The sequence below is a fragment of the Micromonospora sp. NPDC047740 genome (genome assembly GCF_043204735.1).
Taxonomy (GTDB): domain Bacteria; phylum Actinomycetota; class Actinomycetes; order Mycobacteriales; family Micromonosporaceae; genus Micromonospora.
This window is the reverse complement of record NZ_JBIDCT010000018.1, coordinates 85,930-99,694: the sequence shown is the minus strand read 5'-3', so window position 1 is coordinate 99,694 and position 13,765 is coordinate 85,930. Positions and strand designations below refer to the sequence as shown.

At 73.2% G+C, this 13,765-nt stretch carries 12 protein-coding genes; all 12 read right to left on the bottom strand.

Annotation, left to right across the window (positions count from 1 at the left end; all coding sequences use genetic code 11):
- Positions 1–35 precede the first annotated feature (35 nt).
- The 12 genes from coaBC to pyrR all read right to left on the bottom strand — a co-directional run bounded on the left by coaBC (position 36) and on the right by pyrR (position 13,659).
- Positions 36–1,244 (bottom strand): bifunctional phosphopantothenoylcysteine decarboxylase/phosphopantothenate--cysteine ligase CoaBC, encoded by a 1,209-nt coding sequence (gene coaBC / locus ACGF4F_RS28735; RefSeq protein WP_357442665.1) that lies wholly within the window; start codon positions 1,242–1,244, stop codon positions 36–38.
- Between the two features lie 15 nt (positions 1,245–1,259).
- Positions 1,260–1,526: a DNA-directed RNA polymerase subunit omega gene (rpoZ, locus tag ACGF4F_RS28730; RefSeq protein WP_013285517.1), complete on the bottom strand. Its 267-nt coding sequence runs from the start codon at positions 1,524–1,526 to the stop codon at positions 1,260–1,262.
- Positions 1,527–1,572: 46 nt separating this feature from the next.
- Complete coding sequence (locus tag ACGF4F_RS28725) at positions 1,573–2,106, bottom strand: guanylate kinase (RefSeq protein WP_357442663.1); 534 nt, start codon at positions 2,104–2,106, stop codon at positions 1,573–1,575.
- A 26-nt stretch (positions 2,107–2,132) separates the two neighbouring features.
- A complete protein-coding gene (mihF, locus tag ACGF4F_RS28720; RefSeq protein WP_357442661.1) occupies positions 2,133–2,450 on the bottom strand; it encodes an integration host factor, actinobacterial type in 318 nt (105 codons plus the stop codon).
- A gap of 179 nt (positions 2,451–2,629) precedes the next feature.
- Positions 2,630–3,466 carry an orotidine-5'-phosphate decarboxylase gene (gene pyrF, locus ACGF4F_RS28715; RefSeq protein ID WP_357442659.1) on the bottom strand — a complete coding sequence of 279 codons (837 nt, stop codon included), beginning with the start codon at positions 3,464–3,466 and terminating at the stop codon, positions 2,630–2,632.
- Between the two features lie 192 nt (positions 3,467–3,658).
- Entirely contained in the window at positions 3,659–4,933 is a 1,275-nt protein-coding gene (locus ACGF4F_RS28710) for an adenosylmethionine--8-amino-7-oxononanoate transaminase (protein WP_357442657.1), read from the bottom strand.
- A gap of 73 nt (positions 4,934–5,006) precedes the next feature.
- Positions 5,007–6,044, bottom strand: a complete 1,038-nt coding sequence (locus ACGF4F_RS28705; protein ID WP_357442655.1) for a quinone-dependent dihydroorotate dehydrogenase — start codon at positions 6,042–6,044, stop codon at positions 5,007–5,009.
- A gap of 103 nt (positions 6,045–6,147) precedes the next feature.
- On the bottom strand, positions 6,148–9,567 hold the full coding sequence (gene carB / locus ACGF4F_RS28700; protein ID WP_357442653.1) for a carbamoyl-phosphate synthase large subunit: 3,420 nt from the start codon (positions 9,565–9,567) through the stop codon (positions 6,148–6,150).
- The gene (carA, locus tag ACGF4F_RS28695) at positions 9,560–10,768 is read right to left on the bottom strand and encodes a glutamine-hydrolyzing carbamoyl-phosphate synthase small subunit (RefSeq protein WP_357442651.1); all 1,209 of its coding nucleotides are present in this window, start codon (positions 10,766–10,768) and stop codon (positions 9,560–9,562) included. Before carA ends, carB begins: the two co-directional genes overlap by 8 nt.
- Before the next feature lie 55 nt (positions 10,769–10,823).
- Positions 10,824–12,155, bottom strand: coding sequence for a dihydroorotase (locus tag ACGF4F_RS28690; protein WP_357442649.1), 1,332 nt, complete (start codon positions 12,153–12,155; stop codon positions 10,824–10,826).
- Positions 12,152–13,078 (bottom strand): aspartate carbamoyltransferase catalytic subunit, encoded by a 927-nt coding sequence (locus ACGF4F_RS28685; RefSeq protein WP_357442647.1) that lies wholly within the window; start codon positions 13,076–13,078, stop codon positions 12,152–12,154. The genes ACGF4F_RS28690 and ACGF4F_RS28685 overlap by 4 nt, the downstream gene beginning before the upstream one ends.
- On the bottom strand, positions 13,075–13,659 hold the full coding sequence (pyrR, locus tag ACGF4F_RS28680) for a bifunctional pyr operon transcriptional regulator/uracil phosphoribosyltransferase PyrR (protein WP_357442645.1): 585 nt from the start codon (positions 13,657–13,659) through the stop codon (positions 13,075–13,077). The genes ACGF4F_RS28685 and pyrR overlap by 4 nt, the downstream gene beginning before the upstream one ends.
- Positions 13,660–13,765: the final 106 nt, after the last annotated feature.

Genomic DNA, 13,765 nt, shown 5'->3' with positions numbered 1-13,765 from the left:
CCAGGGTGACCCCTGGAATGCGCGGTGACCAACCGTCAGGATTGCTCAATCAGCCGGGCGACCACGAGGTCCCAGACCGCGTCGGCCAGGTCCTCCTTGGGCTGCTCGGGCAGTCGGTGCACCGCACCGTCCGCCCCGATCACCGTGGCGGCGTTGGTCTCGGCGCCGAAGACCTTGTCCACGCCCACCTCGTTGATGACGATCAGGTCGGCCCGCTTACGGGCGAGCTTGGCCCGGCCGTTCGCCTCGGCGTCGCCGGTCTCGGCGGCGAAGACGACCAGCACCTGCTCCGGCCGGCGGCGCCGGCCCAGCTCCGCCGCGATGTCGGGGTTGGTGACCAGCTCGATGGTGGGGGCGCTGCCGTCGTCCGCCTTCTTGATCTTTCCGGGCGCGTAGGCCGCCGGCCGGAAGTCGGCGGGGGCGGCGGCCATCACCACGGCGTCCGCGTCCGCGGCCGCCTCGAGGGTCGCCTTGCGCAGCTCCTCGGTGGTGCCGACCCGGACCAGGTCCACGCCGGCCGGCTCGGCGAGCGTGACGTTGGCGGAGACCAGGGTGACCCGGGCGCCCCGGGCGACGGCGGCGCGGGCGAACGCGTAGCCCTGCTTGCCGGAGGAGCGGTTGCCGAGGAAGCGGACCGGGTCGAGCGGCTCGCGGGTGCCGCCGGCGGTGACCACCACGTGCCGGCCGGCGAGGTCGGCCGGGGCGGCGACGCCCCGGGCGAGCGCCCGCCGGGCGACCGCGAAGATCTCCGCCGGGTCGGGCAGCCGGCCCTTGCCGGTGTCCTTGCCGGTCAGCCGGCCGACCGCCGGCTCGATCACCCGCACGCCCCGCGACCGCAGGGTCGCCACGTTGGCGACGGTGGCCGGGTGCTCCCACATCTCGGTGTGCATGGCCGGGGCGAGCACCACCGGGCAACGGGCGGTCAGCAGGGTGTTGGTGAGCAGGTCGTCGGCGAGCCCGTGGGCGGCCTTGGCGAGCAGGTCGGCGGTGGCGGGAGCCACCACGACCAGATCGGCGTGCTGACCGAGGCGCACGTGCGGCACCTCGTGCACGTCCGACCAGACGTCGTCGGCGACCGGCTGGCCGGAGAGCGCGGCCCAGGTCGGCGCCCCGACGAACCGGAGCGCCGACGCGGTCGGCACGACGCGGACCCGGTGACCCGACTCGGTGAAGAGCCGGAGCAGCTCACACGCCTTGTAGGCGGCGATGCCGCCGCCGACCCCGAGGACGATCTCGGCGGACATCGACGCGGGCGGGTGCTACGGCTGGTCGGTCGGCTCGGCGGTGAGCAGACCCGCGTTGATCTCGCGCATGGCGATGGAGAGCGGCTTCTCCTGGGGGGTGGTCTCCACGAGCGGGCCGACGTACTCCAGCAGGCCCTCACCGAGCTGGCTGTAGTAGGCGTTGACCTGGCGCGCGCGCTTGGCGGCGAAGATCACCAGCGCGTACTTCGAGGTCGTCTTCTCGAGGAGCTCGTCGATCGGCGGGTTGGTGATGCCCTCGGGGTTGGTGGCGATGGATCCCACGAATAAACCTCTGCGTCTTGATGCACCGCCCGGAGGCGGTGGCCTCTCAACCGCTCGGGCGCGGTTGGGCCGGAGCCAGGAAGGAAGAACCGAGCAAGCCTACCAGCTCGTCCGCCGCACGCTCGGTCCGGTCGTGCGCCACGGCGTGTGTGAGGGCGGCGGCCACGGCCGGGTCCGGCCGGTGTCCGGGCGGGGCGAGGAGCACCAGCTGCGGGCCCGGCACGGCGGCCCGGACGGCGAGCGCACCGGGCAGGTCCAGCGGGAGCAGCACCGGCCGGCCCTCGGCGAGCCGGGACCGGACGCCCTCCCGCGGCACGCCCCGCCGGTACGGCCCGATCCGGCTCCACTCCAGCAGCTCGTCCGCGGCGATCATCCGGTCGAAACGGGCGGGGTCGAGGAAGAGCCGGTCGACGCCGTCCACCTCACCGGGGCACGGGGGTCGGGTGGTGGCGACCACCGGCACCCACACCAACGGAAAGCGCGCCCGGACCTGCTCGACGACACTGCACCGCCCGGCCCCCGAAGGTCCGGTCAGGACAGTGAGCCGAGCCGCCGGGCGCGCCTCGTCATCCGTGCTCACCGCTTGTTTCTACACGCCTACGGCGTTCAGTTGGCGGCGAACTCTCCAAGCAGAGCCTTGCGCTGCTGCTCGCCGAGGCCGCGCAGGCGACGGCTGTCGGCGATCTTGAGCTTCTCCATGATCTGGGTGGCCCGGATCTTGCCGATGCCCGGCATCGCCTGGAGGACGGCCGACACCTTCAGCTTGCCGACGACGTCGTCAGCCTCGGCCTGCTCGAGGACGGTGGCGAGGCTGGTCTTGCCCTGCTTGAGGTCCTCCTTCAGCTTCGCACGGGCCTTGCGGATCTCCGCGGCCTTCTCCAGCGCGGCAGCGCGCTGCTCGGGGGTCAGTGACGGGAGCGGCACCAGTTCTCCTCAGGTCCCTAGCGCGACGGGCGGAGCGCACCGTCGCTTCTGTGAAACGTGGTGTCGCTGGCAACCAAAGGGGTCCGTGGTTCCCAGCGCGGGGAAAACTAGCGGGCAACGGAGTTTTCGGCAACGTGGGCGCGCGAAGATCAACGTAAAGTGACCGAGCCGTCAGTCAGTCATGAGGTGGCGAGGGTCCTCCGGCACTCCGCCAGCACCCGCTCGGCGGCGGCCCGCAGGGCGGCCACCTCGGGCCCGGCGTGCAGCACCTCGCGGGAGTACGACGGCAGCACCGACGGCAGGCTGGACCCGAACACGGTGCGCAGGTCGGCCGCCGTGGCACCTTGCGCGCCGAGCCCCGGGGCGAGTAGCGGACCGTGTACGGCGGAGAGGTCGTGACCGGTGTCCCCGATGGTCGCGCCGACCACCAGACCGAGGCTACCGAGCGGCTCGGCACCCCGGTTGAGCTGGGAAATCTCGTCGATCACGGTCTGCGCCACGGTCCGCCCGTCGGCCGCGACGGCCCGCTGCACGGCGGCGCCCTCGGGATTCGAGGTGAGCGCCAGGACGAAGACGCCGCCACCGTGCGCGGCGGCCAGCTCGAACATCGGCGCGAGTGACCCCACCCCCAGGTACGGGCTCGCCGTGACCGCATCGACATACATCGGGCTGGATGGATCGAGGTACGCCGCGGCGTACGCGCTGACCGTGGAACCGATGTCGCCGCGCTTGACGTCGAGGAGAACGAGCGCGCCCGCCTCCCGCAACTGTCGGATAGTTGACTCAAGAACGGCGATCCCGCGGGACCCGAAACGCTCGAAGAAGGCCGACTGCGGCTTAACCACCGCGACCCGGTCACCGATCGCCTCCACCACCGTCCGGCTGAACCGGTCGAGGCCCGCGACGTCGTCAGACAGCCCCCAGCGGGCCAGCAGCCCGGGGTGCGGGTCGATACCCACGCAGAGCGGTCCCCGCTCCGCCACGGCCCGGTACAGGCGGGCGCCGAAGGTCTCCATCGCGTCTCTCCCTCTCCGTCGCGCGGCGTCGCGCCGCGGCGTACGTCGGTGTCACCCTGTCGCCGCCCGTCCCCGGGTCGGCCGTCCGTGCTGTGCGCCGCCGCGGGCCGTCCACGCGTCCCGTCGAGGGCCGCCGCCGAGGTGTGCGACGCGTGTCCCCGGCGGGCCGCCGGGGGCGGCCAGCGGGCCGGCTCAGCCCGCCTTGACCGCCGCCTCGATGCCGGCCACGATCCGCGCCACGTCCGCGTCGTCGGTGACGTACGGCGGCATGGTGTAGACGAGGTCCCGGAACGGCCGCAGCCACACGCCCTGCGCCACCGCGGCGGCGGTCGCCCGGGGAATGTCCACCTCGTGGTCGAGCTGGACCACGCCGATCGCGCCGAGCACCCGGACGTCGGCCACGCCGGGGGCGTCGCGCAGCGGCGCCAGGCCGGCCCGCAGCCCGGCGGAGATCCTCGCCACCTGCCCGGCCCAGTCCCCGGCCGCCAGCAGGCCCAGGGAGGCGTTGGCGACCGCGCAGGCGAGCGGGTTGCCCATGAAGGTCGGACCGTGCGCCAGCACCCCGTCGGCCGAGATGCCGTGGGCCACCTCGGGGGTGCAGAGCGCGGCGGCCAGGGTGAGGTAGCCGCCGGTGAGCGCCTTGCCGACGCAGAGCACGTCCGGAGCGACCCCGGCGTGCTCGGCGGCGAACATCGCCCCGGTCCGGCCGAAGCCGGTGGCGATCTCGTCGAAGACCAGCAGGATGCCGTGCGCCCGGGTCACCTCGCGCAGCACCCGCAGGTAGTGCGGGTGGTGGAACCGCATCCCGCCGGCCCCCTGCACCACCGGCTCCACGATCACCGCGGCCAGCTCGTCGGCGTGCCGTTCCACCGCGTCCACCAGGGCCGCCTCGTACGCCGGGTCGGGCGGGGTGTCGAAGCCGTCCGGCGGCACCGGCGCGAAGACCTGCCGGGGCAGCACGTCCCCCCAGAGGTGGTGCATGCCGCCCTCCGGGTCGCAGACACTCATCGGGTGGAACGTGTCGCCGTGATAGCCGCCCCGCCAGGTGCCCAGCCGGCGGCGCTGCGGCCGCCCGGTGGCCCGCTGCCACTGGAGGCACATCTTCACCGCCACCTCCACGCTGACCGAGCCGGAATCGGCCAGGAAGACGTGCTCCAGGCCGTCCGGGGCCAGCTCGACCAGGGTCCGCGCGAGGCGCACCGCGGGCTCGTGGGTGAGGCCGCCGAACATCACGTGGCTCATCCGGCCGAGCTGGTCGGTGACGGCCGCGTCCAGCACCGGGTGCCGGTAGCCGTGGATCGCCGCCCACCAGGACGACATCCCGTCCACCAGCTCCGGGCCGTCGGCCAGCCGCAGCCGTACGCCCCGGGCGCTCTCCACCACGTAGGGCGGGCTGGCCGGCGGCAGCGCCGCATACGGGTGCCAGACGTGCCGGCGGTCGGTGGCGAGGATCTCCTCGGGCGTCATCAGGCTCTCCTTCGTCTCCTCGCGGCCGGGCCGCGCGTCGGGCCCGGCGCAGCTTCCCCGCCCGGCCCTCGCCTCACCGGTGGCCGGCCGGCACCGTCGCCGGCGCGGCTGCCCGGGCGACCGACCGGACCAGGGCCGGGCCCCGGTAGATGAAACCGGTGTAGAGCTGGACCAGGCTCGCGCCGGCGTCGAACATCCGGGTCGCGTCGTCCGGGTCGAGGATGCCGCCGACCCCGACCACCGGCAGCCGGCCGCCGGTCTCCCGGTGCACGAAGGCGACCACCTCGCGGGCCCGCGCGGCCAGTGGCCGGCCGGACAGGCCGCCGGTCTCCGCACCCCGCGTCCGGTCGGCCGGGGCGAGCCCGTCGCGGGCCAGGGTGGTGTTGGTGGCGATCACCCCGGCCGCGCCCCGGTCGAGACAGACCGCCAGCAACTCGGCGATGGCCGGCTCGGTCAGGTCGGGGGCGATCTTCACCAGCACCGGCTTCTCCCCCACCAGCGCCGCCAGCAGCGCGTCCAGGTGGGACCGGTCCTGCAGGGACCGCAGGCCGGGGGTGTTCGGCGAGGACACGTTGACCGCGAAGTAGTCGCCGTGCTCCCGCAGCGCCCGGTAGGACGCCAGGTAGTCCTCGACCGCCTCGCCCAGCGGGGTCACCTTGGACTTACCGAGCGAGATCCCCAGGGGTACGCCGATCGGGCGCGGCAGCGCCGCCAGCCGGGCCGCGAGGGCCTCCGCGCCGGCGTTGTTGAAGCCCATCCGGTTGACCACGGCCTCGCTGTCCCGCAGCCGGAACAGCCGGGGCCGGGGGTTGCCCGGCTGGGCGTGCGCGGTGACCGTGCCGACCTCGACGAAGCCGAAGCCGAGCGCCGGCCAGGCCGGCAACGCGACCCCGTTCTTGTCCATACCGGCCGCCAGCCCGACCGGGTTCGGGAAGTCCACCCCGAACACGGTGCGCGGCGCGGACCGGAGGTAGCGGGCGCGCAGCGCCGCCAGCACGGCCGGCCGCCGCGACACCGAGGCCAGCCGGTCCAACGTCCACTCGTGCGCCCGCTCGGCGTCCCCGCCCCCGATCCGAAACAACTGCGGCCGCACCACCCGCTCGAAGATCACCCCGCGCCTCCCCGGCCCCGGGCCCCGTCGATCATGAGGTTGACGGCGATGTCGATCTCCTCGACCGCCGCCAACCTCATGATCACCGCGAGGGTGCCGGCGGTCACTGGGCGGCTCGCAGGGTGGCGTGGAGGTCCTGCAGGGGGCGGACGCGCATGTCGCCCCGGATGCGGGCCTCGATGCCCATGACTGCGGCGGCGGCGCCGGGGACCGTGGTGATGCAGGGGATGTCCGCGGTCACCGCGGCGCTGCGGATCTCGTACCCGTCGGAGCGGGCGCTCGCGCCCGAGCCCTGCGGGGTGTTCACCACCAGAGCCACGTCGCCGCCGAGGATCAGCGACACCGCGTCCTCGCCCGCACCGGCCTCGAAATGCTTGCGGATCTGCTCGCAGGCGATCCCGTGCCGGCGCAGCACCTCGGCGGTGCCGGTGGTGGCGACGATCTCGAAGCCCAGGTCGGCCAGGCGCTTGATCGGGAAGACCATCCCGCGCTTGTCCCGGTTCGCCACCGAGACGAAGATCTTGCCGGCGGTCGGCAGCGACCCGTACGCGGCGGACTGCGACTTGGCGAAGGCGTGCCCGAAGTTGGTGTCGATGCCCATCACCTCGCCGGTGGACTTCATCTCCGGGCCGAGCAGCACGTCGATCCCCTTGCCGGCCGGCGTACGGAACCGCTTGAACGGCAGCACCGCCTCCTTGACCGCGATCGGGGCGTCGGCCGGCATGGTGCCGCCGTCCCCAGTCGGCGGGAGCATCCCCTCGGCGCGCAGCTCGGCGATGGTGGCGCCGAGCGCGATCCGGGCCGCCGCCTTGGCCAGCGGCACCGCGGTCGCCTTGGAGACGAACGGGACCGTCCGGGACGCCCGCGGGTTCGCCTCCAGCACGTAGAGCATGTCGCCCTGCAGGGCGTACTGGACGTTCAGCAGGCCGCGCACGCCGACCCCGCGGGCGATCGCCTCGGTGTAGCGGCGTACCTGGGCCAGGTGCGAGCCGGCCAGGGTGATCGGCGGCAGCGCGCAGGACGAGTCGCCGGAGTGGATGCCGGCCTCCTCGATGTGCTCCATCACGCCGCCCAGGTAGACCTCGCCGTCGGCGTCGCAGAGCGCGTCCACGTCGATCTCGATGGCGTCGTCGAGGAAGCGGTCCACCAGCACCGGGTGGTCGGGCGAGATGTCGGTGGCTCGGCCGATGTAGTCGCGCAGGGTGGCGTCGTCGTAGACGATCTCCATGCCCCGCCCGCCGAGCACGTACGACGGGCGGACCAGCACCGGATAGCCGATCTCGTCGGCGATCGCCTTCGCCTCGTCGTAGGAGGTGGCCGTGCCGTGCGCCGGAGCGCGCAGCCCGGCCCGGGCCAGCACCGCGCCGAACGCGCCCCGCTCCTCGGCCAGGTGGATCGACTCCGGCGAGGTGCCGACCACCGGGACCCCGGCGTTCTTGAGCCGCCGGGCCAGGCCGAGCGGGGTCTGCCCGCCGAGCTGCACGATCACGCCGACCACGCCCGGGCCGCCGGCCGCCCGGCCGGAGGAGTCCTCGGCGTGCCAGACCTCCAGGACGTCCTCGAAGGTCAGCGGCTCGAAGTAGAGCCGGTCGGCGGTGTCGTAGTCGGTGGAGACGGTCTCCGGGTTGCAGTTGACCATCACGGTCTCGTAGCCGGCGCCTTCGACGCCGGAACCGAAACCGGCGCCTTCGACGCCGGAACCGGACGCAGCGGCTGAGCCGATGGGCGCGCTGCGCAGCGCCTGGACGGCGTGCACGCACGAGTAGTCGAACTCGATGCCCTGCCCGATCCGGTTCGGCCCGGAGCCCAGGATGATCACCTTGGGCCGGTCCGAGGGCGCGACCTCGGTCTCCTGGTCGTACGTCGAGTAGTGGTAGGGCGTGGTCGCCTCGAACTCGGCGGCGCAGGTGTCGACCGTCTTGTAGACCGGGCGTACCCCCAGCCGGTGGCGCAGGGCCCGGACGCCGTCCTCGCCGGCCAGCTCGGGGCGGAGCGCGGCGAGCTGCCGGTCGGACAGCCCGGCCCGCTTGGCCCGGCGCAGCAGGTCGGCGTCGAGCACCGGGGTGTCGACGATCTCGGCGCGCAGCTCGACCAGCGCCGCGATCTGGTCCAGGAACCAGGGGTCCATCCCGCCGGACGCCTCGGCGACCTCCGCGATCGAGGCGCCGAGCCGCAGCGCCCGCTCCACCGTGTAGAGCCGGCCGTCGTGCGGCATGCGCAGCGCGGCGAGGGTGTTCTCCTTCGTCGCGTCGGCCGGGTCCGGCCGGGTCCAGAACCCGCCGGCCTTGGTCTCCATCGAGCGCATCGCCTTGTTCAGCGCCTCGGTGAAGTTGCGGCCGAGGCTCATCGCCTCGCCGACCGACTTCATGGTGGTGGTCAGCTCCTGGTCCGCGCCGGGGAACTTCTCGAACGCGAACCGGGGGATCTTCACCACCACGTAGTCCAGCGTCGGCTCGAACGCCGCCGGGGTCTTCAGGGTGATGTCGTTGGGGATCTCGTCCAGGGTGTAGCCGATGGCCAGCTTCGCCGCGATCTTGGCGATCGGGAAGCCGGTGGCCTTCGAGGCCAGCGCCGAGGAGCGGGACACCCGGGGATTCATCTCGATCACGACAATCCGGCCGTCGGCCGGGTTCACCGCGAACTGGATGTTGCAGCCGCCGGTGTCCACCCCGACCTCGCGCAGCACCGCGATGCCGAGGTCGCGCAGCCGCTGGTACTCCCGGTCGGTCAGGGTCATCGCCGGGGCCACGGTGACGCTGTCGCCGGTGTGCACACCCATCGGGTCGAGGTTCTCGATCGAGCAGACCACCACCACGTTGTCGTGGCGGTCGCGCATCAGCTCAAGCTCGTACTCCTTCCAGCCGAGCACGCTCTCCTCGATGAGCACCTCGTGCACCGGGCTGGCGGCCAGGCCGGCCCCGGCGATCCGCCGCAGGTCCTCGTCGTTGTGGGCCATGCCGGAGCCGAGGCCGCCCATGGTGAACGACGGCCGGATCACCACCGGCAGGCCCAGCTCGGCGACGGTCTCCTCGACCTCGGCCATCGAGTGGCAGACCCGGGAACGGGGCACCAGCGAGGACGGGTCGTCGAGGCCGATCCGGACGCCGGCCTTGGCGACGATGTCCTTGAACAACTGCCGGTCCTCACCGCGCCGGATCGCCTCGATGTCGGCGCCGATCAGCTCGACGCCGTACTTCTCCAGGATCCCGGCCTCGTGCAGGGCGACCGCGGTGTTCAGCGCGGTCTGGCCGCCCAGGGTGGGCAGCAGCGCGTCGGGACGCTCCTTGGCGATGACCAGCTCGACGAACTCCGGGGTGATCGGCTCGACGTACGTGGCGTCGGCGAACTCGGGGTCCGTCATGATCGTCGCCGGATTGGAGTTGACCAGGCTGACCCGGATCCCCTCGCTGCGCAGCACCCGGCAGGCCTGGGTGCCGGAGTAGTCGAACTCGCAGGCCTGCCCGATCACGATCGGCCCGGAGCCGATCACCAGGACGTGCTTGAGGTCGGTCCGCTTAGGCATTCTTTCCGCCTTCACTGTGATTCAGGTCGAGGCCGCGGCCCTCGCTCTGCTTCCGGTCGAGGGCGACACCGCCCTCGATCAGCTCGGCGAAGCGGTCGAAGAGGTAGTCCGCGTCGTGCGGGCCGGCCGCCGCCTCCGGGTGGTACTGGACGGTGAAGGCGGGCACATCCTTGGCCCGCAGCCCCTCGACCACGTTGTCATTGAGGCAGACGTGCGACACCTGGACGCCGCCGAACGCGGTGTCGATCACCTGGTCGGGGACCACCGCCCCGGCCTGCGCACCGGGCACCTCCACGGCGAAGCCGTGGTTGTGGCTGGTCACCTCGACCTTGCCGGTGGCCCGGTCGAGCACCGGCTGGTTGATGCCGCGGTGCCCGTAGCCCAGCTTGTAGGTGCCGAAGCCGAGTGCCCGACCCAGGATCTGGCTGCCGAAGCAGATGCCGAAGAGCGGGATCCGCCGGGTCAGCACCTCCCGGGCCAGGGCCACCGGACCGTCGGCGGTGGCCGGATCGCCCGGGCCCGGGGAGAAGAACACCGCGTCCGCCCCGGTGGCGAGCAGGTCCTCGATGCTGGCGGTGGCGGGCAGCACGTGGGTGGTCACTCCGCGCGCCGCCAGCCGGCGGGGCACGTTGCGCTTGATGCCCAGGTCCAGCGCCGCGACGGTGAACCGGTGCGGGCCCTGCGCCTCGACCACGTACGGCTCGGCGGTGGTCACCTCGGCGGAGAGGTCCGCGCCGACCATCTGCGGCGACCGGCGTACCCGGTCGAGGAGGGCGGCCGGGTCGTCGTCGACGCTGGAGATGCCCACCCGCATGGCGCCCCGCTCGCGCAGGTGCCGGGTGAGCGCCCGGGTGTCCACCCCGCTGATGCCGACCACGCCCTCGGCGGCGAGCCGGTCCTCCAAGCCGCCGGTGGCCCGCCAGTTGGAGCCGATCCGGGCCGGGTCCCGCACCACGTACCCGGCGACCCAGATCCGGCCGGACTCGTCGTCCTCGTCGTTGACGCCGGTGTTACCGATGTGCGGCGCGGTCTGCACCACCACCTGCCGGTGGTACGAGGGGTCGGTCAGGGTCTCCTGATAGCCGGTCATGCCGGTGTTGAAGACCGCCTCACCGAAGGTCTCCCCGACGCTGCCGTACGCCTCGCCGTGGAAGGTGCGCCCGTCCTCGAGGACGAGGATCGCGGGCCTGCGCTTGGTCACTGTGCCGGCCTTTCGTTCGCGACTGCGGGACTCCGCTTCGCTGCATTCCTCGCGCTCACTTGACTGCCTTTCCGTCCAGGACCGTCGGCTCGCCGCGCAGGAAGGTCGCCACGATGCGACCTGGCAGCGTCATGCGGGCGTACGGGGTGTTGCGACTGCGACTGGCCAGCTCCGCCGGTTCGATGACGCGGCGGACGGCCGGGTCGACCAGGGTCAGGTTGGCCGGCACGCCGGGGGCCGGGTCGAGGCCGTGCCCGTCCAGCCCGGCGATCCGGGCCGGGGCGCGGGACATCCGCTCGGCGATCAGGTCCCACTGCGGGCCGACCACGTCGAGGGCGATCGACAGCGCCGTCTCCAGGCCGAGCATGCCCGGCCGGGCGTACGCCCACTCGCACTCCTTGTCCTCCACCGCGTGCGGGGCGTGGTCGGTGGCGATGATGTCGATCACGCCCTCGGCCAGCGCGGCCCGCAGCGCGGCGACGTCGGCCGCGGTCCGCAGCGGCGGGTTGACCTTGTAGACCGGGTCGTAGGGAGCCACCGGGCTCCAGTTGTTCGCGAGTGCGGGGCTCGCCAGCTCACTCCGCCCGCTCACGACCTCGTCGGTGAGCAGCAGGTGGTGCGGGGTCACCTCGGCGGTCACCTTCACCCCGCGCGCCTTGGCGTGCCGCAGCACCTCCACGCTGCCGGCCGTGGAGACGTGGCAGACGTGCAGCCGGCTGCCGACGTGCTCGGCCAGCAGCACGTCCCGGGCGATGATCGCCTCCTCGGCGACCGCCGGCCAGCCGGTCAGCCCGAGCCGGGTGGAGACCTCGCCCTCGTGCATCTGCGCGCCCTCGGTGAGCCGCGGCTCCTCGGCGTGCTGGGCGATCACCCCGTCGAACGCCTTAACGTACTCCAGGGCCCGGCGCATCAGCTTCGGGTCGGCGACGCAGTGCCCGTCGTCGGAGAAGATCCGCACCCGGGCCGCCGAGTCGGCCATCGCGCCCAGCTCGGCCAGGCGCTCGCCGGCCAGGCCGACGGTGACCGCGCCGATCGGCTGCACGTCGACCAGCCCGGCCTCCCGGCCGAGCCGCCAGACCTGCTCGACCACGCCGGCCGTGTCGGCGACCGGCGAGGTGTTGGCCATCGCGCAGACCGCGGTGTAGCCGCCGAGGGCCGCGGCCCGGGAGCCGGACTCGACGGTCTCGGCGTCCTCCCGGCCGGGCTCGCGCAGGTGGGTGTGCAGGTCGACCAGGCCGGGCAGGGCGACCAGGCCGGTGGCGTCGACCACCGTGGCGTCCGGCGCGGTCAGCCCCGCGCCGGTCTCCGCCACAACGCCGTCGCGGATCAGCAGGTCGGTCGGCGCGCCGCCGACCACACTCACGTTCCGGATCAGGTACGCGGTCACCGGTTGTTCCCTCCGAGCAGCAGGTAGAGGACGGCCATCCGCACGGAGACCCCGTTGGCGACCTGTTCGACGATGGTGGAGCGGGGTGAGTCGGCGACCTCGGGCGTGATCTCCATGCCCCGGTTCATCGGGCCGGGGTGCATGACGATCGCGTGCTCGGGCAGCCGGCGCAGGCGCGGCCCGTCGAGCCCGTAACGGCGGGCGTACTCGCGGGCCGAGGGGAAGTAGGAGTCGTTCATCCGCTCCCGCTGCACCCGCAGCATCATCACCACGTCCACACCGGGTAGAACGGCGTCGAGGTCGTAGGAGACGTCGGTGCCCGGCGCGAGTGCCGGCGAGATGTCGACCGGGATGAGGGTGGGCGGGCCGACCAGGGTGACCTTGGCACCGAGGGTGGAGAGCAGCAGCACGTTGGAGCGGGCCACCCGGGAGTGCAGCACGTCGCCGACGATCGCCACGTGCAGGCCGGCGAGCCGGCCCAGCCGGGCGCGCATCGTGTACGCGTCGAGCAGCGCCTGGGTGGGGTGCTCGTGGGTGCCGTCGCCGGCGTTGACCACCGACCCGTCCACCCAGTTCGCCAGCCGGTGCGGGGCGCCGGAGGCCGGGTGCCGGACGACCACCGCGTCGGCCCCCATGGCCTGCAGGGTGAGGGCGGTGTCCTTCAGGCTCTCGCCCTTGGTGACGCTGGAACCCTTCGCGGAAAAGTTGATCACATCGGCGCTGAGCCGCTTGGCGGCCGCCTCGAACGAGATCCGGGTCCGGGTGGAGTCCTCGTAGAAGAGGTTCACCACGGTCCGGCCGCGCAGCGCGGGCAGCTTCTTGACCTCGCGACCGGCGACGGTGGCCATCTCGGCCGCGGTGTCCAGGATCTGGGTGGCGGTGGCCGCGTCCAGGTCGCCGCCGGAGAGCAGGTGCCTGATCATGACGGGCTACCCCCGTAGAGCTTGACCTCGTCGGCGCCGTCGGTCTCGGCGAGGGTGACCTTGACGCTCTCGGCGAGCGCGGTCGGGATGTTCTTGCCGACGTAGTCGGCCCGGATCGGCAACTGCCGGTGGCCGCGGTCGACCAGGACGGCGAGCTGCACGGAGGCCGGGCGGCCGACGTCGCTCAGCGCGTCGAGGGCGGCCCGCACGGTACGGCCGGAGAAGAGCACGTCGTCGACGAGGATCACCCGCCTGCCGTCGATCCCGCCCGCGGGCAGGTCGGTCGGGCCGACCGCGCGGGTGGCATGCCGGCGCAGGTCGTCGCGGTAGAGCGTGATGTCGAGCACGCCGACCGGGACGGTCACGTCCTCGAAGGTGCTGATCCGGGCGGCGAGGCGCCTCGCCAGCGGGACGCCGCGGGTGGGAATGCCCAGCAGCACGGTCTCGGCGGCGCCCTGGGTCTTCTCCAGGATCTGGTGGGCGATGCGGTCGACCACCCGCGACACGTCGGCGGCGGTGAGGATGACCTTCACCGAGGGTTGTCGTGGCGGCGACGTACGGGCAGCCGGTGGGTAGGCCACGGCGGACCTCCTTCCCCGCCTCACGGGACGGGTCGTTAAAGGATGTCTGGTCTTCCGGCGGGCCGCAGGCGGCCCGGACCGGGGCTTCACGCCACGTTACCAGCGG

Coding starts and splice junctions, on each gene's coding strand:
- carB (WP_357442653.1), bottom strand. CDS start 9,567: ATGCCTAAGCGGACCGACCTCAAGCACGTCCTGGTGATCGGCTCCGGG.
- pyrF (WP_357442659.1), bottom strand. CDS start 3,466: ATGGAGACCTTCGGCGCCCGCCTGTACCGGGCCGTGGCGGAGCGGGGA.
- coaBC (WP_357442665.1), bottom strand. CDS start 1,244: ATGTCCGCCGAGATCGTCCTCGGGGTCGGCGGCGGCATCGCCGCCTAC.
- ACGF4F_RS28710 (WP_357442657.1), bottom strand. CDS start 4,933: ATGACGCCCGAGGAGATCCTCGCCACCGACCGCCGGCACGTCTGGCAC.
- ACGF4F_RS28685 (WP_357442647.1), bottom strand. CDS start 13,078: ATGATCAGGCACCTGCTCTCCGGCGGCGACCTGGACGCGGCCACCGCC.